19 protein-coding genes and 1 riboswitch are annotated in these 23,269 nt (G+C 51.6%); of the genes, 5 read left to right on the top strand and 14 right to left on the bottom strand.

The genetic code is table 11. From position 1 onward, the window contains the following. Positions 1-19: 19 nt before the first annotated feature. Positions 20-114: riboswitch (TPP riboswitch) on the top strand. 41 nt (positions 115-155) lie between these two features. The 3 genes from thiM to Q2K57_RS14885 all read left to right on the top strand — a co-directional run bounded on the left by thiM (position 156) and on the right by Q2K57_RS14885 (position 2,204). Then, a complete protein-coding gene (gene thiM, locus Q2K57_RS14895; RefSeq protein WP_304525569.1) occupies positions 156-956 on the top strand; it encodes a hydroxyethylthiazole kinase in 801 nt (266 codons plus the stop codon). Continuing rightward, positions 949-1,590 (top strand): thiamine phosphate synthase, encoded by a 642-nt coding sequence (gene thiE / locus Q2K57_RS14890; protein WP_304525568.1) that lies wholly within the window; start codon positions 949-951, stop codon positions 1,588-1,590. Before thiM ends, thiE begins: the two co-directional genes overlap by 8 nt. Before the next feature lie 200 nt (positions 1,591-1,790). Further along, positions 1,791-2,204, top strand: a complete 414-nt coding sequence (locus Q2K57_RS14885) for a DUF4399 domain-containing protein (RefSeq protein WP_304525567.1) — start codon at positions 1,791-1,793, stop codon at positions 2,202-2,204. Between the two features lie 130 nt (positions 2,205-2,334). On the opposite strand, the gene Q2K57_RS14880 is transcribed toward Q2K57_RS14885, so the two are convergent. The 5 genes from Q2K57_RS14880 to Q2K57_RS14860 form a co-directional block, all read right to left on the bottom strand. Further along, positions 2,335-2,913 carry a glycosyltransferase family 4 protein gene (locus tag Q2K57_RS14880; protein ID WP_304525566.1) on the bottom strand — a complete coding sequence of 193 codons (579 nt, stop codon included), beginning with the start codon at positions 2,911-2,913 and terminating at the stop codon, positions 2,335-2,337. Next, positions 2,868-3,491, bottom strand: coding sequence for a glycosyltransferase (locus Q2K57_RS14875; protein WP_304525565.1), 624 nt, complete (start codon positions 3,489-3,491; stop codon positions 2,868-2,870). Before Q2K57_RS14875 ends, Q2K57_RS14880 begins: the two co-directional genes overlap by 46 nt. After that, positions 3,488-4,834, bottom strand: coding sequence for a UDP-glucose/GDP-mannose dehydrogenase family protein (locus Q2K57_RS14870; RefSeq protein WP_304525564.1), 1,347 nt, complete (start codon positions 4,832-4,834; stop codon positions 3,488-3,490). The genes Q2K57_RS14875 and Q2K57_RS14870 overlap by 4 nt, the downstream gene beginning before the upstream one ends. Positions 4,835-4,995: 161 nt before the next feature. Then, the gene (locus Q2K57_RS14865; protein WP_304525563.1) at positions 4,996-6,336 is read right to left on the bottom strand and encodes an O-antigen ligase; all 1,341 of its coding nucleotides are present in this window, start codon (positions 6,334-6,336) and stop codon (positions 4,996-4,998) included. Positions 6,337-6,373: 37 nt separating this feature from the next. Next, positions 6,374-7,381 carry an NAD-dependent epimerase gene (locus Q2K57_RS14860; RefSeq protein ID WP_304525562.1) on the bottom strand — a complete coding sequence of 336 codons (1,008 nt, stop codon included), beginning with the start codon at positions 7,379-7,381 and terminating at the stop codon, positions 6,374-6,376. Positions 7,382-7,879: 498 nt separating this feature from the next. On the opposite strand from Q2K57_RS14860, the gene Q2K57_RS14855 reads away from it, so the two are divergent. Together Q2K57_RS14855 and tviB are read left to right on the top strand one after the other, a co-directional pair. Further along, complete coding sequence (locus Q2K57_RS14855; protein ID WP_304525561.1) at positions 7,880-9,934, top strand: nucleoside-diphosphate sugar epimerase/dehydratase; 2,055 nt, start codon at positions 7,880-7,882, stop codon at positions 9,932-9,934. 21 nt (positions 9,935-9,955) lie between these two features. Beyond that, positions 9,956-11,242, top strand: a complete 1,287-nt coding sequence (tviB, locus tag Q2K57_RS14850; protein WP_304525560.1) for a Vi polysaccharide biosynthesis UDP-N-acetylglucosamine C-6 dehydrogenase TviB — start codon at positions 9,956-9,958, stop codon at positions 11,240-11,242. Between the two features lie 110 nt (positions 11,243-11,352). Here the strand turns inward: tviB and Q2K57_RS14845 are convergent, their stop codons facing one another. The 9 genes from Q2K57_RS14845 to Q2K57_RS14805 all read right to left on the bottom strand — a co-directional run bounded on the left by Q2K57_RS14845 (position 11,353) and on the right by Q2K57_RS14805 (position 23,267). Next, positions 11,353-12,525: a DegT/DnrJ/EryC1/StrS aminotransferase family protein gene (locus Q2K57_RS14845; RefSeq protein WP_304525559.1), complete on the bottom strand. Its 1,173-nt coding sequence runs from the start codon at positions 12,523-12,525 to the stop codon at positions 11,353-11,355. Between the two features lie 27 nt (positions 12,526-12,552). Further along, the gene (locus tag Q2K57_RS14840) at positions 12,553-13,131 is read right to left on the bottom strand and encodes a sugar transferase (RefSeq protein ID WP_258396576.1); all 579 of its coding nucleotides are present in this window, start codon (positions 13,129-13,131) and stop codon (positions 12,553-12,555) included. A 68-nt stretch (positions 13,132-13,199) separates the two neighbouring features. Next, entirely contained in the window at positions 13,200-14,090 is an 891-nt protein-coding gene (locus Q2K57_RS14835; RefSeq protein WP_304525558.1) for a hypothetical protein, read from the bottom strand. Between the two features lie 372 nt (positions 14,091-14,462). Then, positions 14,463-15,674 (bottom strand): glycosyltransferase family 4 protein, encoded by a 1,212-nt coding sequence (locus Q2K57_RS14830; protein ID WP_304525557.1) that lies wholly within the window; start codon positions 15,672-15,674, stop codon positions 14,463-14,465. A gap of 184 nt (positions 15,675-15,858) precedes the next feature. Further along, the gene (locus Q2K57_RS14825) at positions 15,859-16,962 is read right to left on the bottom strand and encodes a hypothetical protein (protein WP_304525556.1); all 1,104 of its coding nucleotides are present in this window, start codon (positions 16,960-16,962) and stop codon (positions 15,859-15,861) included. A 107-nt stretch (positions 16,963-17,069) separates the two neighbouring features. Beyond that, positions 17,070-17,879: a glycosyltransferase gene (locus tag Q2K57_RS14820; RefSeq protein WP_304525555.1), complete on the bottom strand. Its 810-nt coding sequence runs from the start codon at positions 17,877-17,879 to the stop codon at positions 17,070-17,072. A 142-nt stretch (positions 17,880-18,021) separates the two neighbouring features. Beyond that, entirely contained in the window at positions 18,022-19,806 is a 1,785-nt protein-coding gene (locus Q2K57_RS14815) for an asparagine synthase-related protein (protein ID WP_304525554.1), read from the bottom strand. Between the two features lie 110 nt (positions 19,807-19,916). Beyond that, a complete protein-coding gene (locus Q2K57_RS14810; RefSeq protein ID WP_304525553.1) occupies positions 19,917-21,347 on the bottom strand; it encodes a hypothetical protein in 1,431 nt (476 codons plus the stop codon). 114 nt (positions 21,348-21,461) lie between these two features. Then, on the bottom strand, positions 21,462-23,267 hold the full coding sequence (locus Q2K57_RS14805; RefSeq protein ID WP_304525552.1) for an ABC transporter ATP-binding protein: 1,806 nt from the start codon (positions 23,265-23,267) through the stop codon (positions 21,462-21,464). Positions 23,268-23,269 lie beyond the last annotated feature (2 nt).

Genomic DNA, 23,269 nt, shown 5'->3' with positions numbered 1-23,269 from the left:
TCGGCAGAGATAGTGTGCACACTGACGACAGGGGCGCCGGCACTCGCCGGCTGAGAGGCACCCTTCGAACCTGACCCGGATAATGCCGGCGGAGGGAGTCGTGTGGTGGGCGCGCCCGACGCCTGCCACACGAACGCCTCCGCTCAGGAGGCACGATGATCACGATTGACCCCACTGCCCATCTGACGCGAGTCCGCGAGACGGCGCCGCTGATCCACAACATCACCAACTTCGTCGCCATGAATGCCATGGCCAATGTGCTGCTCGCCATCGGCGCGTCGCCGGCCATGGTGCATGCGCGAGAGGAAGCCGCCGAGTTCGCCGGGCTGGCCCGCGCCCTGACCATCAATATCGGCACGCTATCACCGCACTGGGTCGAGGCCATGCTCGAGACGGCTAGCGCCGCCCGAGCAGCCGGCACGCCCTGGGTGCTGGATCCGGTCGCGGTAGGTGCCACCGCCTATCGCCGCAAGACCGCCCGCCAGCTGATTGCCCTGTCACCCACGGTGATACGCGGCAATGCCTCCGAGATCATTGCCCTGGCGACCGAAAGCGCGAGCGGCCGAGGCGTCGACAGCACCGATGCCGCCGACAGCGCCCACGACGCGGCGCTGCAACTGGCCCGAAAAACCGGCGCCGTGGTCGCCGTCACCGGCGAGCAGGATCTCGTCACTGACGGCCAGCGCCTGGTATGGGTCGAGGGCGGCCATCCGCTGATGCCCAAGGTCACAACCCTTGGCTGTTCGCTGACCGGGGTCGTCGCCGCTTTCATCGCCGAGGCCGAGGATCCCTTTGTGGCGACCGTCGCGGCACTTGCCTGCTATGCCAGGGCCGGCGAACTGGCCGGCCAGGAAGCCAGAGGTCCCGGCAGCTTCTCGGTCGCCTTTATCGACGCTCTCTATGGACTCGACGCGTCAGCACTTGAGGATCGCCACCCGGAGGTCCGCCATGTGTAACCACAGCCCATCCAAGGCATTCGACCTGACCTTGTACCTGGTGACCGATGCTGCGCTTTGCGCAAAGAAAGGGCTCATCGATACCGTGCTTGCCGCCGTGCGCGGCGGCGTGACGATGGTTCAGCTGCGTGACAAGACAGCAAGCGATGCTGAGCTCATCGATCAGGCTCGACGACTCATGACCGCACTGCACGGCACCGGCGTCCCGCTGATCATCAATGACCGTCTAGACGTCGCCATTGCCGCCGGGGCCGACGGCCTGCACATCGGCCAGGAGGACGGCGCCGTGGCCGAAGCACGCCGCAAATTGGGGCCCAATGCTATCCTGGGGCTCTCGGTGGAAAACAGCACCCAGCTCGCCGCTCTCGATCCGCAAGGACTGGATTATCTTGGTATAGGCCCGGTGTTTGCCACCGCAAGCAAGCAGGATCATGCGCCGCCGCTCGGCATTGGCGGTCTCACCGAATTAGCGGCATCAAGCCCGCTGCCGAGTGTCGCCATCGGCGGCTTGAGCGCGAGCCATGTCGAGGCCATCCGGCAATCGGGCGCTCATGGGCTGGCGGTGATCTCCGCGATCTGCGGTCAACCCGATCCGCAAGCTGCCGCCACGGCATTTGGCCAGCCGCTTTCATAGCCCGGCAAAGGCCACTGGCGAAGCTCTCACCTGTGCCCTGCGTCCTGCGGCTTTCCAACCTTGGATGTTTATCTTCTTGAGCAAATACGGTGAAACCTCATCCTTTTCTCATGGAACGGCTACGCTGAGTGCAGGCAGAAACGCTGCTTGGCCTGGCGTGATACGTCAGGTCACATAGACCGAAACTGGGAGACGCGGAAATGAAGATGCTGACGCAAAGTGCCGGCCGCTGGTTAACTGCGCTAGCGCTGACGATGCTCGCCATGCCGGCCATCGCCATGGAGGGAGTCGGTTTTGCGACGCCGGAGGACGGTGCCGAAGTATCAAACCCGATACAGGTGGAAATGGAGGTCATGGGCATGCAGGTGAAGCCCGCGGGTACCATGGAGGAAGGCACCGGCCATCATCACCTGATCATTGATGCCGGGCCGGTGGCCAAGGGCGAGGTCATTCCCGCCGATGACAGCCATATCCACTTCGGCGGCGGTCAAACCAGCCACGAACTCAGCCTGCCTCCGGGCGAACACACCCTGACGCTTCAATTCGCCGATGGCGAACACCAATCTTATGGCCCTGACTGGTCAAGCACCATCACGGTAACCGTGGTCGAATAACCCTATTCAGGCTCACCATTGCCTTCCCTGTCGGTGAGCCTGATGTCCTGCGCGACATCGTGCGTCAAGGCCAGATGAGGCGTCGCAAGTCTTGCTTGATGTTTCACGCGGCTCACACCGCCTTCGCAGCTCACACCACCTTCATCGCTAGCCGTTGCAGACTCTCCTTGAGTTTTTCGCGCTGCGCGATGTAGGAGTATTGCTGGACGTAATTGGCAAGCTCCCCACCGATGGCCGTCTCTTCTTGATCGAGCAGCATACCCATCCGGCCCGCCCATTCGGCACTGGACGCCTCGTGATTCATCACCAAATCAGGATACGTATCCGCCAGCAGCTCGGATGCCCCAACACGATCGGAAACCAGCACAGGCGTCGCGCAGGCCATGGCCTCCGCCACCACCAATCCAAACTCTTCAATGTGGGCTGGTAGAACGAACAAGTCCAAGGCGCCAAAAACAGTCTCGACGTCAGGCATGGTCGAACGCCAAATGATGCGCTCGGCGACTCCCGCATCCTGGGCTTGCTGCTGGTATTCCGCCGCCTTGTCTTTTCCAACCACCAGGAAACGGTAGCACCCCGGAGCTCGGCGTTGGAGTTCAGCTGCCATCTCGACGAAACCCATGACATTTCGCTTAGCAAAATTGCCCGAGGTGACGAGACCAATCAGCTTTTCATCCTTGGCCACGCCAAGCGCATCACGCGTAGACATTCGGTCGGCACGGGCGCGCTGCACATTGAACTGCTGAGGATCGTATCCCGGATAGCTGACCTCGATCTTGGCAGGATCGATGCCATAGCGATGCCATAGCGATGCGATAGTTCATTGCCCATCAAGCGCGAATTAACGACCACTTGACGAAACTTCCCGCCACCAAGCACATGGTCATGTATCGAGGCGACCTCATGTTGCGCGGGAAGCTCGCGCCCGCGGATATATTGCTCGGCCAAGTGGACGCAGTTATGCAAATAGAGGGTATCCGCCGTTTCGCAATCGCCATGGCTCAACAAGACGTCAGGACGATTCCGGCGACACCAGGACTGCACACGTCGATTGAACCAGAATCGCCGAAAAGCGCCCTTGAATGGCCAGCGCCACAGCTTGACGACTGAAGCTCCATGGTCTGTCACGACCCCAGCATTGCCACGCTCGACCAGCAGTGACACATCGAACCCCAAGTCGTTGAGGAGCTTTGCCTGTGCCAGGGCAACGCGACTGGCACCCGTGGATTTTTCCACCTGCCGAATCGCGATTGCCGCCCGTCGAGCTCTGGAACTCCCAGCACTCATGCCGAAGCAGAGGCCAGAGAGTCACCACGCCCCACAGCGTAGTACATCAGGCCCGCATCCTTGACGGCCTTCGGCGAGAAAAGGTTACGCCCATCGACCACCACCGGCATGGCGAGCTGAGCCTTGAGCCAGTCGAAGTCGAGAATGCGGAATTCCTTCCACTCGGTACAGATCACCAGCGCATCCGCGCCCTTCACGGCCTGAATGCGATCGGCCACCAGCACCAGGTCATCGCGATCCCCATAGAGACGCCGACATTCCTTCATGGCCTCCGGGTCATAGGCCTGAACCCTGGCGCCGGCAGCCCACAGCGCTTCCATGACGTCGCGGCTCGGGGCATCGCGCATGTCATCGGTGTTGGGCTTGAAGGATAGTCCCCACAGGGCGATCGTCTTGCCGGCCAGGTCACCGTCGAAGGCCTGATTGAGCTTGGCGAACAGGGTGCTCTTCTGGCGACGATTGACGTTCTCGACGGCATTGAGCAGTTCGGCCGGGTAGTCGACCTCGCTGGCGGTCCGCGCCAGCGCCTGCACGTCCTTGGGGAAACAGGAACCGCCGTAACCGCAGCCCGGATAGATGAAGTGATAGCCGATACGCGGATCGCTGCCGATGCCCTGGCGCACCTGTTCGACATCGGCGCCCAGCCGCTCGGCCAGGTTGGCGATCTCGTTCATGAAGCTGATCTTGGTCGCCAGCATGGCGTTGGCAGCATACTTGGTCAGCTCGGCGGCGCGCACGTCCATGAACATCATCTTTTCATGGTTGCGGTTATAGGGCCCGTAGCACTCGCGCATCAGCGCTTTGACGCGCTCGGAATCGGTCCCGACCACGATGCGGGCGCCACCACTGAAGTCCTCGATGGCTGCGCCTTCCTTGAGGAATTCCGGGTTGGAGCAGACATCGAAGTCGATTTCCACGCCACGCTCGGCAAGCGTGCTGGCGACAGCGCCACGGACGCGGTCGGCGGTGCCTACCGGCACGGTGGACTTGTCGACGATGACCTTGTGCTCGTCCATGTGCTCGCCGATGGTCCTGGCCACCGCCAGCACGTACTTGAGATCGGCGCTGCCGTCTTCGTCAGGCGGCGTACCGACAGCGATGAACTGCAACTCGCCATGCGCCACCGCGGCAGCAGGATCGGTGGTGAAACGCAGCCGCCCTGCCGCCACGTTGGCCGTCACCATGGACTCGAGACCCGGCTCGTAGATCGGAATCTCGCCCTCATGCAGGCGAGCAATCTTGTCGGCATCCACGTCCATGCAGATGACGTCATGCCCCACATCGGCCAGGCAGGTTCCGGTGACCAGGCCCACGTATCCTGTGCCGAAAATGGTGATTTTCATGTCGCTACTCCTGCCAATAAATAACCTGTAAGCCCCTGGCAACCCGCGCCTAATCGCTTACGCCCAGGCACATGCCGTTTCGGGCAGGGATGTTACACATGCAAAGGCAGAATGGGTATGGTGGCCGACCGCCAGCATGACGAGGACCATGATAATGGCACTCATCGCGGCTTGCCGACAAAAGCGTCGGCAACGTAACCCCGGCCGGCACGGCCACCTTCCTGGCATAGCGCACGCTGCTCTTCCCGCTTCAGAATTACCCAGCAACCGATACTGAGGCCAAGGTAACCGCTCAGGCCGTGCACATCTCGCAGCATGGATTGCGACAGCCCAAAGACAATGAACGCCAAAGGCGTCATCAAGCCCGCCATGGCCAAGACCCTCACCCCTGGAGAGCTGGCACCAAGCCGTAGAGAGAACAGGTACAGAGGCACGCCATAAAGAAGTGCCAACCCCAAGAGCCCCAGCATTCCCCTTCTAGCCGCCGTATCGATAATGTCGCTGTGCAACTGATCATAGTAACTGACGCCGGGATGCAGGATATGGCGCGTCACCAAGGCATCACGCTCGGATTCCAGGCGTCCCTCCCCCCATCCTATCCACGGGCGCTCTGCAAAGAGCTGCAAACCGCCGCGCCACATCTCTAAACGAAGGCCGACAGATCCATCACGATCTTCGCCCTGCCAGTATTCTTGGGCGTCGGCGACGGCTGCGACCAGGCGGTGACTGACCCCCGTTTCAGGGATAGCCACCAGCATGACGACCAAAAGTAGAGCACCACATCCTAGATATCGCGCAACCGGCCGTGGGCGTTCTTTCATGGGCATCTGGCGCCAGGCCACATAGAGCATCAACGCGAGTAATGGCACGGCCAACCAGCCACCACGTGTGCCGGATAGCAACGATGCCAACAGGCCAGCCGTGCCGCCAGCCGCAGATAGCCAGAGACAGTAACGGTGGTAGAAGCGCCGAGGCTGAGGTAGCCGGTACATCCACCAAAGTGTTGCCAGCCAGGAGAGAAAGCCAAGCAGCAAGGCCAGATTGCCAAACGGAATAGCATTCATGTCATTGCTGGCACGTGAGTACAAAAGGACCAGTCTTTCAAACAGCGCAATCAAGCCTGCTGCCAAGGCGCCGCTCGAAAGACCCAGCCACCAATGACGCGCTGCCGGGCCATGACAGCGTAACCATATCAGCAAAACAGCGCCCAAAATGGGCCACAGCGGCAGCCCTATGCCATTCCCCGTGGCGGATTCCGGCCATTTAAGGGTCCGGACGACATCGCCTAGCCAACTGGCAGCGAAGACCAGCAGCGCCAGGCACCACAACCCGTCTTCCCAGTCCAGTCGTGGGGTTCGCCAGCCTGCCGCCAAGGCTCCCGCTAACGCTGCTATCAGACACAGCAGTGGCACCAGCGCATACCCTCCGGGCACCACAATCAACATCGCCAGAAAAGCAAACAATAGCCGGCTATTGAGCCGGTGCCACATCTCGGTGGTCATCGACCCAACCTGCCTTCAGAAGAAGGGATGACACACGTCAAACCCGATGATAATCGCGATACCAAGCGACGAACCGCTTGGCCCCTTCCCATACGTCTACTCGTGGCTGATAACTGATCACCTGATAGAGCGCCTCGGTGTCGGCAAAGGTATGCGGTACATCACCAGGCTGCATGGGAAGAAAATTGCATTCGGCTCGCTTGCCGATCGCCCCTTCAAGCGCATGGATAAAGTCCATCAATCTGACGGGGCTTCCATGCCCAATGTTGTAAAGAGCATAGGGGGCGCTACTGCTCTCCGGCCCGGCCTGAGAAGGTTGCCAGTCACTGTCACGCTGTGGCACAACCTCGACAATGCGCATGATGCTCTCGACGATATCGTCGATGTAGGTGAAGTCGCGTGACATATCCCCATGGTTGTAGACGTCGATCGGCTGCCCTTCCAGGATCGCTTTGGTGAACATGAACATCGCCATGTCCGGTCGTCCCCATGGCCCATAGACCGTGAAAAACCGTAAGCCCGTGGTGGGCAGGTCATAAAGATGGGAGTAGGTATGTGCCATCAGTTCGTTGGCCTTTTTGGTTGCCGCATAGAGACTGACCGGGTGGTCGACACTGTCCCGAGTAGAAAACGGTACCGTTTCGTTCATGCCATAGACTGAGCTGGATGAGGCATAAACGAGGTGCTCCACTTCATGATGCCGGCAGCACTCAAGCACATTGAGATACCCCATCAGGTTGGCATCGACATAGGCATGAGGGTTGTCCAGCGAATAGCGCACCCCTGCCTGGGCGGCGAGATGGATGACCCTGTCAAAGCTATGCTGTGAAAACAGTCCCGTCATGCCCTCCCGATCACAGAGGTCCAGTCTGACGAAATGAATATCCTCATACTCCGCCAGAACATTCAGTCGTGCCTGCTTGAGTGACACATCGTAATAATCATTGAGGTTATCGATCCCGATGATCGTGTGCCCCCTCCCGGAAAGCTGCCTAGCTAACGAAAAGCCAATGAAACCTGCCATGCCTGTGATCAATAGTTTCATCTTAACTCCCCTGATGAGGACCGTTATAACCCTGATAATGTGGTATGACAGGCGCTTCCAAGCCTAACTTGAGGCACTGGTCAGACAACCTGACAAAGAACCTCCCGCCAACCAAGAAATGAGCTGTCACGGAAAGAAAACATTATAAAAAGATTAATCTTCTAATGCCTTTTCATGCCACGAACGATTATGCGGAGGCTCACCAACGGCCGAATTTACAATACTTACATCATTAGCACCCTACTGCTAATCGCTGCTTTCTCATCCCGCGATAGACTAGAAAAACCATCTTGGGAAGATTGCTTACGTCATTTATCATAATACAACATAAGTTAACATCGCAACACAAAACAATACGCCTCGAGAGGCTCATGCAGCAGCAGACACCCGGAGGGAGTCTTTTGTGTAGCCTGCTACCGGATAATTAACAACATAATTATAAAAGTGCGACCCGCAAAAAAGATGATCGCATTAAGACACAGGGATGAAGGTGAAATAATGTATAAATCAATTGATTACATTTTCAGGTTGCCTCGTGTATACAAGCGACTCATCCAGGTATTGGTTGACTCTACCTCCCTGACGCTGAGCTTCTTGTTGGCGATGCTGATAAAGTTCGAACATTGGGACAAGGTACTGGATAGGGAAACCTGGCTGGCATTCTTTATTACCCTCCCCATCAGTATCTACTATTTCGTCAGACTAGGGTTTTATCGCGCGGTCATTCGATATATTAATCAACGCGCCCTAAAAACCATCGTGCAAGGACTGGTCGCTACGACGCTGACACTTATCGCCGTCAGTTTCGCATTGGGGACGCCATCTCCCATCACCATTTCCGTGGTCTTTTTCCTGCTGGCATTCGTGAGTATTGGCGGTATCCGTTACCTGCTTCGCTCAGCCTACAGAAGGGCAAGCATCAAGAACCGAACACGTGTCGTGATATACGGCGCCGGAGCCGCCGGGGCCCACCTGGTCAATTCACTGAAACATAGCGATCAACATGTCCCGGTGGCCTTCGTGGATGACTGGCGAGGTATGCATGGCACAAATGTCGAGGGACTGGAAGTGTACTCCCCGGCGCAGGTGGGCCAGCTTATCAATGACTACGGCGTAGAGCAGATCCTATTGGCGATTCCCAGCGCGACTAGGGCGAGGAGACGGGCCATCCTGAATGCTCTAGAGCCACTGATGATCCCCGTGCAAACCGTGCCGGGTACGGCCGACATCGTCGCCGGACGCGCGAGAATCAACGACATCCGCAACGTGACCGTCGAGGATCTGCTGGGACGCGATCCCGTGCCACCGCAGCCGTTACTGATGCAGGCCAACATCCTGGGCAAGGTCGTGATGGTGACTGGAGCAGGCGGCTCGATAGGTTCCGAGCTGAGCCGGCAGATTCTACTTCAGCAGCCGCGCCAGCTGCTGCTGCTGGATGTCTGTGAGTATGCCCTTTACCAGGTGGAGCAAGAAATCAAGGCACTTGCTGAACGCCATCATCTCGATATTTCCATCAAGGCACTGCTGGTGTCCGTCCAGCACCGTCCACGTCTCACGCTTTTCATGCGCAGCTTTGGTGTGCAGACGCTCTATCATGCCGCTGCCTACAAGCACGTGCCGATGGTGGAACACAACATGGCCGAAGGCATCCGTAATAATGTTTTCGGCACGCTGAAGACCGCGCAGGCGGCTATCGATTGCGGCGTTGAAACCTTCGTTTTGATCTCGACAGACAAGGCCGTGCGGCCCACCAATGTCATGGGCACGACTAAGCGCCTTGCAGAGCTCATCTGCCAGGCCCTGTCCAGTGAGCAGGTCAAGACGCGTTTTTGCATGGTCAGATTTGGCAATGTCCTGGGCTCATCCGGATCCGTTGTGCCTTTGTTCAGGCGCCAGATACGCGATGGCGGACCGATTACGGTGACCCACCCCAATATAACGCGCTACTTCATGACCATCCCCGAAGCCGCTCAATTGGTGATTCAGGCAGGTGCAATGGGTAGCGGGGGTAATGTGTTTGTTCTGGACATGGGTGAACCGATCAAAATTGCCGATTTGGCAAAGCAAATGGTCCGCCTCTCGGGATTGGAGTTGATCACCGAGGACAGCGCAGATGGCGACATCGCTATCCACTATAGCGGCCTGCGCCCAGGAGAAAAGCTCTATGAGGAGCTGCTGGTCGGCACCAACACCACATCGACGGCACATCCACGCATCATGACTGCATGGGAAACCAGCTGGGAATGGCCGCGCCTAGAAGAATACCTTCGTCGTTTGCATAACGCTGTAGCCAAGGTCCAGCACGAAGCTATCAGACAACTGTTGCTGGAAGCCCCCATCGCTTACCACCCCAACCACCCTATTTCCGACCTACTTTGGCTTCAACAATACGGGGATGCAAAGACACATCAGCCCAATGAGGCTCCAGTCGTTGACAGGGAAAGGCATCAAGTAAGCCAAAGAGCCGCCACCCCATCATCAATAGCCCCAAAGGTGCTGTCAGCTCAACTCAACCTCTCGACCGCGGCCCTGGCCAAGGACAGCCACTTCTGATTATCACAAGGACAATGGATCATGGACCTGACCCTGAAGTTGGACTCTATTCGTATTGGCGTGATTGGACTGGGCTATGTGGGCTTGCCTCTGGCCGTGGAATTCGGCAAGCGTTACCCGACGCTGGGCTTCGACATCAATACCCATCGCATCCTGCAGCTCACCGATGGCATCGACACCACCCGAGAAGTCTCATTCGATGAGCTCAGATGCGCAAAACAGCTCGACTTCAGTGATGATGTCGAGCGACTGCAGGAATGCAATGTCTATATAGTCACGGTTCCAACACCGATCGACGCACAGCACTGCCCGGATCTGACGCCCTTGCGCAAGGCCAGCCAGACGGTGGCTCACGTCATTTCGCCAGGCAATGTCGTCATCTATGAGTCGACCGTCTATCCGGGCGCCACCGAAGAGGAATGCATTCCTGTCATCGAACAAGGCTCGGGGCTGGTCTTCAATCGCGACTTTTTCGCCGGCTATAGCCCAGAGCGCATCAATCCAGGCGACAAGGAACATCGTGTCACCTCGATCAGGAAGGTGACCTCAGGCTCGACTCCCGTTGCGGCAACCTTCGTCGACGCCCTCTATGCATCGGTCATTGTGGCGGGCACCTTCAAAGCCAGTTCAATGAGGGTCGCGGAGGCCGCCAAGGTCATCGAGAACACTCAGCGCGATGTGAACATCGCACTGATCAACGAGCTGGCCATGATCTTTAGCCGCTTGGGAATTGATACCGAAGAAGTCCTGCTGGCAGCGGGAACCAAGTGGAATTTTCTTCCCTTCCGGCCAGGGTTAGTGGGCGGGCACTGCATCGGTGTCGACCCCTATTATCTGACGCACAAGGCCCAACAGGTGGGCTATCACCCGGAAGTCATCCTGTCAGGCCGACGTATCAATGATGGTATGGGCGCCTATGTGGCTGGCCAGTTGGTCAAGCAGATGATTAAGGAAAGGATCCACGTGCAAGGCGCACGGGTGCTGATCCTGGGCCTGACGTTCAAGGAGAACTGCCCGGACCTGCGCAATACACGTGTCACCGATATCATTCGCGAACTGGGGGACTTCAATGTCATGGTTGATGTCCTAGACCCTCATGCCGATCGTGACGAAGCCCAGCGTGCCTATGCGATCCGCCCCGTCGAGCGGCCGGATGAAGGGAGCTATGATGCGATGATACTGGCAGTCGCCCACGATGAATTCCGCGACTATGGCATTGACCGTATACGCTCCTGGGGCAAACCCAACCACGTGCTGTTCGATCTGAAGTACCTGCTGGGGAATGGCGAGGCCGACTTACGCCTCTAACCCGGACACACTTGAATCCAGAACATAAAACAACGCCCCCGGCCAAGGTATCTCTCGGTCGGGGGCGTTTCATGTATATGCTGGCCTCGTATATCTGCGCTCTGCAAAGATCAGCCCGCAGCTAGAGCCATTACCTCCTGTAACGCCAGGCAAGTGCGTTCGATCTCCTCCGGGGTCAACGTAGGATGGACCAGAAACATGATGCTGGTCTTCCCCAGTTCGGCTGCAACCGGCAAGGCATGAGCTGGCCGCCACCCCGTGTCATCGAAGGCCTTTTCGCGATACACCTCGGAACAACTCCCCCCCAGACACGGAACTCCCCGCTGTTGTATTTCGTCGATGATCCGATCACGATCCCACCCTGGCCGCAGCGACAGCGGATCAATAAACACATAGGCCTTGTAAGCGGCGTGTCCGACATGCCCTGGCAACTCAGGCACCCGCAGGCCACAGGCTCTCGCCGCCTGCCAAATCCGCTCCAGATTGTCACGACGCTGCCGTGTCCAGTCCGGCATCCGGCGCAGCTGCAGCCGGCCAATGGCCGCCTGCATCTCGGTCAGGCGCCAGTTGGTGCCGAAGGATTCATGCAGCCAGCGAAAACCCGGCGGATGCTCCCGCTCGTAGACCGCCTCCCAACTCTTGCCATGATCCTTGTAGGCCCACATCCGTTGCCACAGAGACCGGTCATTGGTGGTGACCATGCCCCCCTCCCCGCCGGTAGACATGATCTTGTCCTGACAGAAGGACCAGGCGCCGACATGCCCGATCCCACCAACACTGCGCGCGCGCCAGGTAGCCCCATGCGCTTGAGCACAGTCCTCGATCAAATAGAGACCGCGGCTTTCTGCGAGCGACATCAGACCGTCCATGTCACAGGGCCAGCCAGCCAAGTGCACCGCGATAATGGCTTTGGTGCGCGACGTAATCAAAGGCACGACGGTGTTAGGCGTAATGTTCTGAGAGTCGCGATCGACATCCGCGAAGACAGGCACTGCACCAGCGGTGACGATGGAGGACACCGACGCCATGAAGGTTCGAGAAGTGACCACCACTTCATCGCCCACACCGATTCCCAGCGCCTTCATCGCCAGGTCCAGGGCCGTGGTGCCGTTGGAAACAGCAACGGCGTATTCGGTACCCGCAAAGCGAGCAAACTCGCTTTCGAATAAACGCCCTTCATTACCGGTCCAGTAGTTCACCTTGTTGGAAAGTATCACCTGCCTGACGATATCGGCTTCTTCGTCAGTGAAAGCAGGCCAGGGAGAAAATGAGGGAGTAGTCATAATTTCACCTTCACATCACTAAGTAACTCACCCACATAAGGTCCTGAAGATAATCTTCAAGTCATAAATAAATGTCCAATTTTGGACATAATCCATATTTATCATGACTTTATCTGGATAGATTACTTCACGATTATAACGCTCAGGATCACTCTTGTCAGCCAGGAGTGATTCTTCGTCTCGGTATTTCAACGTCGCAGGACCTGTAATACCGGGACGAACGCTCAATATAATTGCCTTTTCCCCAGTCAGCGTATTGGCGAACCCTGGAACATCTGGCCGAGGTCCCACAAAACTCATGTCTCCGACAAAGACGTTCCACAACTGAGGAAGCTCATCAACCTTTGTCTTCCTGAGCCATCTCCCAAAACGTGTAATGCGGGGGTCTTTGGCTGTCGTGACAGTAGAGTCAAATCCAGAGATTCTTTTCATTGTCTTTATCTTGTATAAGTGAAATATTTTCCCATGTCGCCCTATCCTCCTTTGCCTGAAAATGCCATTGCTTCTTGTATCCAGGCACGAGAAAAGATAAAACAGCAAGATCAGCTCACTCAACAAAAGCAAACCAGCTAAGGACAGAGTTACATCAAATAAGCGCTTTAACATCCTTTGGTGCTCTTGCGATATACCCATGTGAATATGCACCCAAAAATAAGACACAAAAAAGTTAAGAACTACAAAAAAGACCGCCTTATTTCTTCTTGGCATAAAACAGCACGCCCCTTGGCGAGAATCGGAGCACGACAAGCACGCAATGCGTCAAGTACACAACGAAAAGGGTATAAAAGAGAGACGATAAAATAAAACCAAGGAGAGTAAACCAGCTCAAGCTTTGAATAAAACTTCTCAAAACCAAACCTACGAATAAGAAAGTCTTGGAAATTAGTTTCATGGTATATCGAACGACAACCATCAGAAACATGCTTCATATTTCTTGTATTTAAATAATATTCTAACATAAAATTAATTAACGCATAGCTGGAGCCAAGCCTTAAGTACTCAGGATCATACCAGATACTCTCCCAAAACACTGCATTATCTTGAATATGGTTTTCGGAAAAGGCGATCATTTTCTCTTCTACGAAGACACCAACATACTCTACAGTTCCATAAAATGCGCCTGCAGCCGTAAGCCTGCGAGAAAATTCAGCGCGACTAGGAAGGAAGGCTGAATTTCCATACCGTACCACAGCAGCTTCACAGACTGCATACCCCTGCTCTTGCATTTCGTCTAGAGAAACCGGCCTAACAATAAGATTCTTTATAGCCCGGCGAATGTTGCTGCGTGTTTTTTTGCTGCATTGTTGCATTGAATAAGGTGCCTGACGCACAACATACCACCAACTTGCTTCATCATTTTGACCAAAACTGCTATTCCATCTCGCGAAGGGCGACTTCGAATATTTCATTGCTTTTTTTGCAGTGAATTCATCGATCGTCGGTGTGACATGCGGCAGATAAGCTGGAACAATAAAACCATTGTACTTATGCCAAAAAATATTATTGGAAAGAAATACTTCTTCGCCAGAACTCTGCAAAAACATTGCATATTGATTATCAATCATACTACCACCTTTTATTCAGGAGATTCATTCAATAACGAAAGGCCTCATCAAAGTTGGCTCTTTGAAGTAGCAGATCAATAGTCTCCTCTTTCCTTAACAGTCATAGGGCCACAGTCCTAACTCACATGTAATGTGTAATGAAAAATGAAGCAGTCTTCGAGAGAGAGGTTGATTTGAAATATAGTTCACATGAGACCACCGAAGCAACCTCGCATATGAGAAGTTTAAAATGCTTTCACTCAGCCATACGGCGTTAAATATCAGATCGTGCGTAAAATACAGGACAACACCCTAAAACTTCGCTTCCGGTGTGATTTTTCCTTATTAATCATTTTTTCGTCGACTTTCTCAAGCAGAGGCAGGGCAATGCCATCAAAGACTATTCTCACCATAAAAACCTTGAAGTTTTTCAACCTCAGCAGCGCCCAGGTGGTTACAGGTTCGTAAGAGAAGTCCCATTTGAATAAGAAGATCTTCGTTGACTTTATGTACGTCGTACTTTGTCTCTGCAATCTCTCGCGATATTCTTCCCATTGTATTTATCAGATCAGGACGACCGATGAGCTGCTGCATGGCATCGGCTAGCAGAGTGGCATTACGAACCGCAACTAGGAGACCGTTACTCCCATCAGTAACTGTGTCACGACACCCAGGTGCGTCGCTGGTAATGATGGCTCTGCCCATGGCCATGGCTTCAAGTACCGTACGAGGTGTACCTTCGCGATAAGAGGGTAATACATAAACATGACAAGCGGCGATAGCGGGTCGCACATCATCGAGACACCCAAGATAATCGACCGTGCCGTCAGCGATCCAAGTATCTAGTTCCTGCTGAGATATGGCATCTGGGTTGTCATCGATCCAACCGGCCAAGGAGAAAGCCACCTCTGGATTGTCCTGGCGTACCTGTCGGGCAGCCTTAACATACTCGCGTACACCCTTGTCCCCAAGCAGGCGAGCGATCAGCAGGAATCTCACCGGCCCCTTTGCCTGTGGCGCCACAGCGTACTGGACCAAGTCGACTCCCGAGCCGTTGACGACATGCGAGGGTGTCTTCACTGGGAGAATTTTCAGTTGGCGGAAGAGTTCCTGGTCATCGTGGTTCTGGAAGAACACCTTGTGGGCCCCAGCCAGTGACAACCGATACAGGAACCGCACGATCATCAGCAACCCCTTCCGCTTGCTTATCATTTTTATCGACTGGCCTGAACTGAATGCATAGCCCAGCCCAGTGACCAACACGAACCGCCTGGGGACTTGGCACAGCCAAGCACTGAGGGTTCCATAGATCACCGGTTTAATGGTGTAACCCATGACAACATCTGGCTGAATACTGCGCATCAGGCGGTAGAGATTGCCGAGTGTCTTGAGGTCGGCCAACGGGTTTATCCCCGTGCGTTGCATCGGGATGTCATGAACGATGATCCCCCTGGACTCCAAATGCTCACGAACCGCACTGCCCGTACGAATGTCAGGGCATGCGACATGCACCTCATATCCATTTTCGCGCAATGCATCGAGCAGTTGGCCACGGAAAGTGACGAGGGAATCAGGAAAACTGGCAATCATCAGGAATCGTTTCATCTTCCCCCCTGCCCTTTGTTCGTAGCGATTGTAGTTAATTATGCCGAGTATGCAGAAGCTAGGCGGGCATGTAGCAGGAACAACAACCAAGATCAGGTAACTATGGATAATAAATAAAAAAATTTACGACACAAGCCAACATAGACTACCACATGAAAAAATAACTCGATTTAAAATCCTGAATTCAAGCATAGCTTTTCTTTGCGCCATATTCTGACCAAACTATAGCCAAGAAGATCCAAAACAATGTCGTTCTCAGGCCCATATGGGTCAATGAGTAAACAATGGGCCCTGATACGACGAACCAGATGGGTGGTGGAGAACTACGCAAAACGGAATAAAGAAGAGCCATAAATAACGCGATACCAGGAACCCCATATGCAAACAACAAATTACCAAGGCTTGAATGTATTTCGTTTTTATCATATGGATAAAATCGATCAAGATGGCCTTCACCTGCTCCTACAAGAGTATATTCTGGAAAAGCCAAAATGCGATCATAATTCCTCTCTTCTCCTATAGAATCAAATTTCCCCTCTGCCACAACCGACCTACTATAAATATTTTCAGATATTCTAGTCACAGCTTTATCATCAACCAGCAACGAGGTCATGAAAAGCAGCGAAAGGATAACCGAAAAACGGAAAAGCTGTTTTGGTTGTAAATTCGCCAACAAGTACCCCACCACCACCAAGAAGAAGCCTGCGATTGCTGCTAATGATGCAGCCGCAAAGATACCTAAAATGCCAGACAAAACGGCTAAAATAACAAGAGGCTTGACGAGCAATCTCATCCTGGCAAGAACCAACAAGGAAGAGATTCCTAACAAGGAAAAGAAGGCGAGCTGATTGGGATTATTAAAGAAACCAACCGCACGACCTTCTACACCTAGTGAAAGGATTACACCAACCCCAGAGGTTATTAGACCCAGGCAAATGCCCCATTCAATATAAATTTTGCTCTTAGGCCCCATCCCAAGCAAATACAAAAAACAGGATGCCACTGCAGTATTATAAACCCAGAACGCCATTGTTCTATAAAAATCGGAGGACTGGAGAACTAAAGATGAAACCAGGCAATGTACAAATACCCAGAATGCCAGCAGACCCCAGTAAATCGGAATCTTAGCCAGAGGGAGCTCCCTAGAAGTGGCTAGAGCATGAACATAAACCAAGCAAACGAGGGCCAAAAAAACATAGTCAGTAGGCTGAGCGCTTCCACTAGGATAAACATACAGAGGGCTTAAAACACTAGCAAAAACCAATGTGAACCAAATTAACCAAATCATTTTTCCACCTACCTATCTGACAAACCTTCATTCCCTGGAAAGAACCTAAAGATAGAACCTAAATTTCATTTCTATGAGAGGCAAAAAGGGAGTTATTGGAATTAACACTACTGCCTGATATGAACCCGCAACTTCTGAGGTAGCAATCCGTACAGAAGTCTTAAAGCAGGATATATCCGATACCGTATCCCGCCCTGCATCTCCGTGATTATTTTATTTTGGAGAGCTGTACTAGAAAAAAGATATTTCATTCGACGCTTATTCTCGAAAGACTGGCCAGTATGGATCCTCTTAGCTACAAGAGCGTACCCCATTTTCTGCAACTTAATGCCATGCTTTACAAGCCTAAACCAAAGCTCATAATCAAGTTGCGATTTTCTTGTTTGGCTATAACCACCTACTTCCAGAATACTCTTTCTTTGACTAATGACACTTATATGGCTGACTGGATTTCTCTTCATCAACTCCATCGACACATCATCCAAATGGTTATTAAATGGCCCGGATATGGGCGTCCAGTCAGCAAAGCCATCATCATACACAAACTCGGCATCACTATATAAAAATAGGGCTCCTGTAGCTATCAGGATGCTAACCTGGATATCAATACGTTGGGGATGTGCCAAGTCATCAGCATCCAGGTTCGCAACATATACGCCGCGCGCATTTTCAATTGCCATATTTAATGCTTTACCACGGCCAACCCCCTCTGTTGCAATAATCCTGAAGCGTGAATCCTGCCTCTCGACTTCACGCAAGTATTTCACAGAGTCATCGCTTGAGCCATCATCAACGATCACAGCTTCCCAGTTTAAATATGTCTGATTCTTAATACTTTCAATGGCTTTAGGAAGAAATGGAAAACCATTCCTTACCGTCATATAAAAACTGACAAGAGGGGTGCGCACATCATACATAATTTTATTCTCGACATGCTCTTATGTTAACGGCATCCATACATGAGATGGCTACCATCCTAAACCGACTTCAAGGAAAAGCTTAAGGCACTAGAGCAAATTTCAGAAATCTTCTTATTAGTTTCAAATAAATCACTCAACTTTATCTTGCAACCAACGTTTCTCCATCAACCTCACAAACTGCAACATTCACCTTCAACCATTCAGCGATAAAGGAGAATTTTCTCATCGCACCAATATCCAGAAGACAATTTATATTGCAGACTTTTTCCCCAAAGACTGCATTAAGAACCTCCTGATTGCTACTCAAAGAATTTTTATATATTTCTAAACAATCATGATCTAGAATAGAAAATCCTTTTTTCTTTCCAAAAGATATTTTCGCCCTAGCTTCAACGTATTCTTTCAGGCCCTTTTTATTGTCTACAGGCTGCATAATCAGGTGCGGATTAAGTAGAGGAACTCTTGCTTCAACGCCATGATGCATGGAGATATTATCCATATCCCTCAGCAACTGGTTCTTGCAGTAATCAAACGTCTCAAGCAACTTTAGCTGCATACTAGAGCAGCCCTTGTATCGCTCCATAAGCTCTGATGGCACCGACTCATAAACGCCTTTCTTAAATCGTCTATAAGACTCTCTCAATGTGTCCTTGTGCTCTTTTTTTACGAAACAGGAATCAGCCCTATAGAGAAAATAGTATGCCATGACTCCCCACTCACCCAGTATTTTTCTTCCCTCTAAAAACCTTCTCATCTTTGGAACAAGGAGAAATGAATTAGGAATACTGGCTAATATATTTATCAGCTGGTAATTTTTGAAAGAAGGATAGCCTCCGAATATCTCGTCACCGCCCAAACCAGAATATACTACCTTAAGGTGAGGAAACTCACTTTTTAAATGCTGCAAAATCCTGTGAACCTGGAGACCATCGGAGGTGGGTTGCTCCATAACCCCTGCATAAAATGCGATTTCTTCGCTGATAAAGCCTGGATGACCTTCACTAACTTTCTGGAGTGGTGAGAACTCACAACCAGCTTCTTTTAAGTCTATAAAAGATAGGTTATTCTCAACTTCACTAACTTCGCCGTCCCCATCACCTCCTCCATAAGTTACCAGTGACAATCCGGCGCCCGCTTCAATCGACTTGACCAGAAGGTAACTAGAGTCCACTCCTGAGCTTAGCAATAACGCAGCATCAACATCCCTAGTGATTAACGAGTATTTCAAATAACTTTCAGCTACTACAGGTCCCAAATCGGATGGAAAAGAGAAACTTTCCTTCTTCAAGGAGATATCTATTCCATTTAAAACAAGTGAATGGTTAGGTGGGATCTCATATATGCCTTGCCAAACGGTTTCAGGCTCTCTAATAAAACCATTTAACACATAGTCACAGCGTAAAGCATCAATATTCAGCTGCACCCTACCACCGATCCCTTTGACAAAAAACAAAATGGATTTAAGAGTGGATGACACCAGAAAAATATTCGCATCTTTATAGTAATAAAGTGGCTTTTCGCCAAAAACATCTCTACGAAAAACCACTTTTCCATTTTTTATATCGTACCATGCATAGGCATATGGACCATTCACGGAAGAATGGGCATTCGGCTTTTCCAATAAATGATCGAATAGCGCCAGAGTATCCGACCCCTTATGCGCATAATTTTCTTTATAATTATAATATTCACCATTAAATATCAGAGCGTAGTCATCAGTTACTACAGGCTGATTGGAGCCCGGATTCAAACCATTTATCGCCAGACGAGAATGACCAAAGTAAAGCCCATTTATTTTTCTTACAGCGACGTTATCTTCCCCGCGGTACCTCATTTTTTCAAGAGAGCTGGAAAACAGCACATCCAGATTGGCAGGGCCGCAACCCGCATCATCAAGTATTTTGCAAAAAAAGATGCCGCACATTTAAATCTCCCGCCGGGAAAAATAATCGATATGAAATTTATTCTGAGGAAAATTATTAGATATAATTACCAATAATAAAGCCGTAAAAACCCAAAACCAACAGATGAAGGCTATGCTACATTTTTCCTCAACGCTTTATCGTTGATGACAAAATCAATATCCGCTGCGAGTAAATCCAGGAAGACTTCACAGTGTTCCTCTGCATATTTGTGTGGACTAAAATCTTTCTCCGGAAAAACTGACGAGGTGATTATGTCATATATAAGACATCTAACATCACCTTGTGAGTACCCTTTGAAACTCAGGGCTTCCAACACATACTCATTCATTTTGGCGATATTTCTCGCATTTACCACTCCGTTTACCTGATTGTAAAAAACATCGCCGAAACATATAACGGCTTTATCATGAAATATTGCTTCTAACCCCATGCTAGAGGATATGGTTACCACTCCGCAGGAACGCTTTATCAGATCATGAGGATTCAGCTTGTGGCTAATCAGCATCACATTATGGTGCTTGACAACTTCGTCATAAAAACTTCTTTCTCTCCTACCAATAGATACCTTATGTTCTTTTACAAGCAAAACGCAATCTGCAGGTAATGACTTTGAGATAAACTCAATAATCTGCAGCTGGTTATTTATCCAACGTCCTTTTACAAGCGTTGATGCTTCTGGGTGAAAATGCAGAGGATAAATAAAATACTTCAACCCTATCTCTGAAAGTTTTTCAATATCAGCTTCGTTCTTGCTCAGGCATGAAGCATATCTTGATGCATTGATTATCCTAACCACCCTCTTCTTCACGGCACTAAAGGGATCCTGGTATGCGTGAAAGGTTGTTTTTCTATCTTTTCGAATGAGCATCTTTCCCAAGGTGAGGAAATCTTGCTTACTGGCTACCTTGAAGAACCGCCTATTCGCGACCATATATGATGGCTGAATCTTCTCCTTTAAATAACCTTCTATATAGGCATCGGCCTCAAGCATAGACTTCCCTTTGTTGCGCAAGCTTGCCGTGACGACATGGCCGTCTGGGCCATCAGACAGATACAGTCCCGTACCTATCCTGCTCCGGACGGGATACCTGAAAGGTATATCATTCTTTTTGGAGAAGAAATATAGGAACATACTTAAGAAGTCATCCAGCCCTTCTGATACTACCATTTCAATTGGCTTTAAAGAATGTATCTCTTCTACCTTTAGTGCCATTGAAATAGCGATTCGAAATACATCCTGTTTATCAAAGCGATCGAAGTTTCGCTCCGCATGGATCAAACTAGACAAGACGAAATGATACTCGCTTTCCATCCGTTTCGCCTGGCGAAGGCATTCTTCCATACTTATTTTGTTTTTGGATTCAAGAGCATCCTTAAAATACACAGCATGATCAAAAACAGATAAATCGCTGTCATCTTTGTTGCAATATGAAAAGCAAGACAAGTAAACATTCTTGCTATTAGGATCCTTTTTAAACAATTCCATACAGCTAGTAAAAAAAGACTCACTCACGGAAAGCAGGAAAAAAATATTTTTCATCCTGAAAAACTCCTCAGCTATGGAAGGCCTAGTATTCTTTCACTGGCAGGCAATTTATTACCGACCCCACCTACTGGCAGGATTTAATGGCCGGAGAAACAGTAGTGAGACGACTCAGGCTCGTTCCGCCATCCGCTTAAAAGTATCGTTACGAATTACCAGGTCTTGAAATCGCCCCTGATCAATAACTCTTCCATCCTTCATCAGATAGATACAGTCGCACTGCTTCACGGTAGCGAGGCGATGAGCAATAATGACGATCGTCTTGGTGCCTGAAAACTCATGAATGGCGTCCATAACCAGTTCCTCAGTGATGCCATCCAAGGCACTGGTTGCTTCATCCAACACCAGTACGTCGGCATCATGATACAAGGCACGGGCGATGCCGATCCGCTGTCGCTGCCCGCCAGAGAGCTGGACACCACGTTCGCCCACATCGGTTTCCAGTCCCTCGGGGAGCTCCGATATCAGTTCATCGAGATTAGCCAAATTAGCCGCACGTCTTACGCGCACGTCATTGATTGAAGACGGCGGAAGCCCAAAAGCAATATTCTCGCGAATGCTCGTATCAGAAAGGAAAATGCTTTGAGGCACCAGACCCAGACTGTTCTGCCATGCGCGTTTATTCTTAGTGGTCAGGGGCTCCCCATCGATGAGTACCTGGCCACTTGAAGGGTCGATCAACCCTAGAAGCAGGTCGATGGCAGTCGACTTCCCAGAGCCGGAGGCTCCGACAAGGCCGATCACTTGATTAGCTGTAATCTCCAGTGTCAGCCCATCTACGGCAGACGCTTGTTTGCCCGGATATTGAAAGTGGACGTCGCGGAATTCAATGGATTGCCGAGGCACCCAGCGGCCAGCTTTCTCGGGATCAGACCGCTCCTGATCAACACTGCTCACTGCACTGGCGTGCAGGTCATCTCGCATCGACTCGAATGCGGCCAGATTACCGCGCACCCGCGAAACACTGGAGTAGATCTGCTGAAAGGCCGGAAGAAGCTTGAAGCCAGCCAGCGCATACACGGAAAGCACCGGCAGGATGGTGCCCAAGTTACCTTGATGAGCAGCCAAAAGGTAAAGCACGAGGAATATCACCGCACCGAAGGCGACTAACTCCATCGCAAAGCGGGGTACCTGGCTCATCGCCAGAGTAGCTCCCTGCGCATTGGCAAAACGCTGGCTCACTTTTTCGAAACGTTCGGTAAAGACGCGCTGCCGACCTAACAGGAGTGCATCCTTGATGCCTCCAAAACCCTCTGCCATCAACTTGAATCGTAGAGCCTGAGTTTCCGATACTGTCGTTCCATTGTTGATCAAGCGACGGCGCACTGTACGGTAGAGCAGAAGATAGGCGATCATAAAAATTAGCAAGCCGACTGTCGCTACTAGCGGATCGTAAATGAACAGTGCCGTCGCCATCAGGCTTGCCATAACAGCCTTGGCATTCATATTCATCAAAGGAGTTATTACAGATACCGTAATACGCTGACACTCCTGAGCAATTTGTTTGGACAATTGACTGCTGCTGCCATTAGCGTGAAATAGCCAGGGCTGATACATGTAATGTTTAAACAAACGACTCGAAAGTTCCGCCCCTACACGATGACCGAACATTTCGAGTTGCCAGGTGGTAACTATCGATATCAGCGTAGTAATACTAAGAAGTAATAATACACCAATACCAAGCCAGAAGATAAAATCAGAAGGGGAAGAAGCCCCGCTGGAACGGTAGATTTCAGCCAATATGGAGTCCCCTTCGAGCCTGCTCATGTCACCAACCAAGGCCATAAAAGGCCCAACGGAAATGACACCTGCCAGCTCAGAGAAGGACATAAAAACTACCATGACCTGCATGACAAGGAGTTTATCTCGCTGCTCTTTGTTCAACAGGGAATACAGTTCTTTTATACTTTTGAACATTT

Source organism: Halomonas sp. I5-271120, from assembly GCF_030553075.1.
In the GTDB taxonomy this organism is placed as follows: Bacteria; Pseudomonadota; Gammaproteobacteria; order Pseudomonadales; family Halomonadaceae; genus Onishia; species Onishia taeanensis_A.
Note: the sequence above shows the minus strand (reverse complement) of the source record. Positions and strands in the feature narration are given on the sequence as shown.

What these genes read in the sequence shown, in the direction of transcription:
- thiM (WP_304525569.1), top strand. Translation starts at nt 156, where the DNA reads ATGATCACGATTGACCCCACTGCCCATCTGACGCGAGTCCGCGAGACG.
- thiE (WP_304525568.1), top strand. Translation starts at nt 949, where the DNA reads ATGTGTAACCACAGCCCATCCAAGGCATTCGACCTGACCTTGTACCTG.
- Q2K57_RS14885 (WP_304525567.1), top strand. Translation starts at nt 1,791, where the DNA reads ATGAAGATGCTGACGCAAAGTGCCGGCCGCTGGTTAACTGCGCTAGCG.
- Q2K57_RS14880 (WP_304525566.1), bottom strand. Translation starts at nt 2,913, where the DNA reads ATGTCTACGCGTGATGCGCTTGGCGTGGCCAAGGATGAAAAGCTGATT.
- Q2K57_RS14875 (WP_304525565.1), bottom strand. Translation starts at nt 3,491, where the DNA reads ATGAGTGCTGGGAGTTCCAGAGCTCGACGGGCGGCAATCGCGATTCGG.
- Q2K57_RS14870 (WP_304525564.1), bottom strand. Translation starts at nt 4,834, where the DNA reads ATGAAAATCACCATTTTCGGCACAGGATACGTGGGCCTGGTCACCGGA.
- Q2K57_RS14865 (WP_304525563.1), bottom strand. Translation starts at nt 6,336, where the DNA reads ATGACCACCGAGATGTGGCACCGGCTCAATAGCCGGCTATTGTTTGCT.
- Q2K57_RS14860 (WP_304525562.1), bottom strand. Translation starts at nt 7,381, where the DNA reads ATGAAACTATTGATCACAGGCATGGCAGGTTTCATTGGCTTTTCGTTA.
- Q2K57_RS14855 (WP_304525561.1), top strand. Translation starts at nt 7,880, where the DNA reads ATGTATAAATCAATTGATTACATTTTCAGGTTGCCTCGTGTATACAAG.
- tviB (WP_304525560.1), top strand. Translation starts at nt 9,956, where the DNA reads ATGGACCTGACCCTGAAGTTGGACTCTATTCGTATTGGCGTGATTGGA.
- Q2K57_RS14845 (WP_304525559.1), bottom strand. Translation starts at nt 12,525, where the DNA reads ATGACTACTCCCTCATTTTCTCCCTGGCCTGCTTTCACTGACGAAGAA.
- Q2K57_RS14840 (WP_258396576.1), bottom strand. Translation starts at nt 13,131, where the DNA reads ATGTTAAAGCGCTTATTTGATGTAACTCTGTCCTTAGCTGGTTTGCTT.
- Q2K57_RS14835 (WP_304525558.1), bottom strand. Translation starts at nt 14,090, where the DNA reads ATGATTGATAATCAATATGCAATGTTTTTGCAGAGTTCTGGCGAAGAA.
- Q2K57_RS14830 (WP_304525557.1), bottom strand. Translation starts at nt 15,674, where the DNA reads ATGAAACGATTCCTGATGATTGCCAGTTTTCCTGATTCCCTCGTCACT.
- Q2K57_RS14825 (WP_304525556.1), bottom strand. Translation starts at nt 16,962, where the DNA reads ATGATTTGGTTAATTTGGTTCACATTGGTTTTTGCTAGTGTTTTAAGC.
- Q2K57_RS14820 (WP_304525555.1), bottom strand. Translation starts at nt 17,879, where the DNA reads ATGTATGATGTGCGCACCCCTCTTGTCAGTTTTTATATGACGGTAAGG.
- Q2K57_RS14815 (WP_304525554.1), bottom strand. Translation starts at nt 19,806, where the DNA reads ATGTGCGGCATCTTTTTTTGCAAAATACTTGATGATGCGGGTTGCGGC.
- Q2K57_RS14810 (WP_304525553.1), bottom strand. Translation starts at nt 21,347, where the DNA reads ATGAAAAATATTTTTTTCCTGCTTTCCGTGAGTGAGTCTTTTTTTACT.
- Q2K57_RS14805 (WP_304525552.1), bottom strand. Translation starts at nt 23,267, where the DNA reads ATGTTCAAAAGTATAAAAGAACTGTATTCCCTGTTGAACAAAGAGCAG.